Raw genomic sequence first — 1704 nt, 5'->3', positions numbered from 1 at the left:
CTCCCCCTCACAATGATTATCATTTTAATATTGAGTGAGATTTAATTTCCTCAAAGCCTTATGTAGTTTGAGTCTTGGTGTATTTCATACTGATTCAGGCTCGTCAATATTTAGATGCGTTTGCCCTGGGGTTAAACCAATTCGCAATGGGCTAACGCCCCGCTCCGCTAACGCAATTCGCAATTACTTTTGTAACGGGGATTTTACCCCGGCACAAAACGTGCTGGCCTTCAAAGGCTAGGACTTAAACCCCTAAACTTTGTTAAAGGTATTAAATTTCCCCCCGAACAGAGCAGTCCACGGACTTTTGCAAGAGAGTACATGGGTTACTGCTCTTACAATCTGGGTGAAAGTAGACTTTCAAGATACGTCTACTCATCGATAAAAGTAACCGATTTCACTTCTCCATCGTGGATAAAGATTTTATTAACCAATCGGGGAAAAATTCCCACTTTTTCGTCATTAGACAGCGTATGCCAGAAAGCTAAATTGTTCCCAGTCCGCAGAATTTCACTAGCTGTACAATTACTCAGGTAATCTGAACTAGATGAATTAAGCGCCGATGCAATCTGCTGACGTAGCTTCTGCTTAAATTTCTCCAAATCAGGATCGGAGTCGGAAATTTCTGACACCGCTTTTAGCTTGGTTTGTAATGTGCTTACTCGGTCTGAATTGGATGAATTTTTTGACCCATCAAGTGACGATACCTCAGTAAGCAGCCGAGACTTCTGAACTAAAATTTTAATCAAATTCTCTTCAATTTTTTCTTGGAGAACTGAGCGAGAGTTACTACAACCTATTTGGAAATATCTACAGGCATAGTAAGAATACCGTTTTTTCTGACTATAAGTATATTTAACCGTACATTTGGAGCCGCATTCTGCACAAAAAACCATTCCCGCTTGATAAGCATACTCTCGGTAATGATTGTTAGCATCAGCTTTTTGTCCCAAGGCGGAGCTACCTATCTTTTTATTGAGTGAAAGCAAATATCGAATTTCTGCTGCCTCTTCATCAGTCATCAGCCTTTGGTCTGGATGGGTATCTTTAATAGTTGTCCATTCGCTAGGGGATTTTAATTGATTTCTTTTATTTTCTTTCAGATAGGATGTGTGTTCGCAATGGACAGAATTAATCAACCAAAGAGAGAAACCTCTTTGTGTCCAATAAAAAACCCTATCATGAGAGTTGATTTTGGCACTTGTTCTGCCGACTCCATATTTATTGAATACAAATCTCAACGCTCCCCTGATGCTTTTTTCTTGGATGTAAGTTTGAATAAATTCTTTTCCTAGTTGAGCTACAGTTCTTCCTGGAAGTTGATTAAGGGGAATATCATCATTTTTCAACTGATGGTAATTCTTTGGTCTATCTTCAGCAATTAGGCAGAGATAGGGACTGTTATCTAAAACATACTTACTATCCTGAACGACGTAACCCCAAGGAGCTTGCTCACAAGCTTTTTGTTGGTTTCTCCCATGTTGTTTACCATGTTTTACTCTTTCTGATAGCATGTCTACTTCCCACTCAGCTAAGGAACCGAGTATATTGACCATTAATTTCCCCTGAGATGTACTTAAATCAATACTTTGATCTAAAACAACTAGTACAGCACGGCGTAAGTTAACCAGGTATTATTGTGGGAGAATGAGTAATTAGATTAAAAGTAGTTTTTGCTGAGAAGCTGGAGAATTAGGATGTGGC

Annotated in this window: 1 protein-coding gene; it reads right to left on the bottom strand. The window is 39.1% G+C overall.

Annotated features, from left to right (window positions below; translation table 11 throughout):
- Positions 1-371: 371 nt before the first annotated feature.
- Complete coding sequence (locus tag H6G26_RS41595) at positions 372-1631, bottom strand: recombinase family protein (RefSeq protein ID WP_242054419.1); 1260 nt, start codon at positions 1629-1631, stop codon at positions 372-374.
- Positions 1632-1704 lie beyond the last annotated feature (73 nt).

The sequence above is a fragment of the Nostoc sp. FACHB-888 genome, assembly GCF_014696655.1.
Taxonomy (GTDB): Bacteria; Cyanobacteriota; Cyanobacteriia; order Cyanobacteriales; family Nostocaceae; genus Nostoc.
Note: the sequence above shows the minus strand (reverse complement) of the source record. Positions and strands in the feature narration are given on the sequence as shown.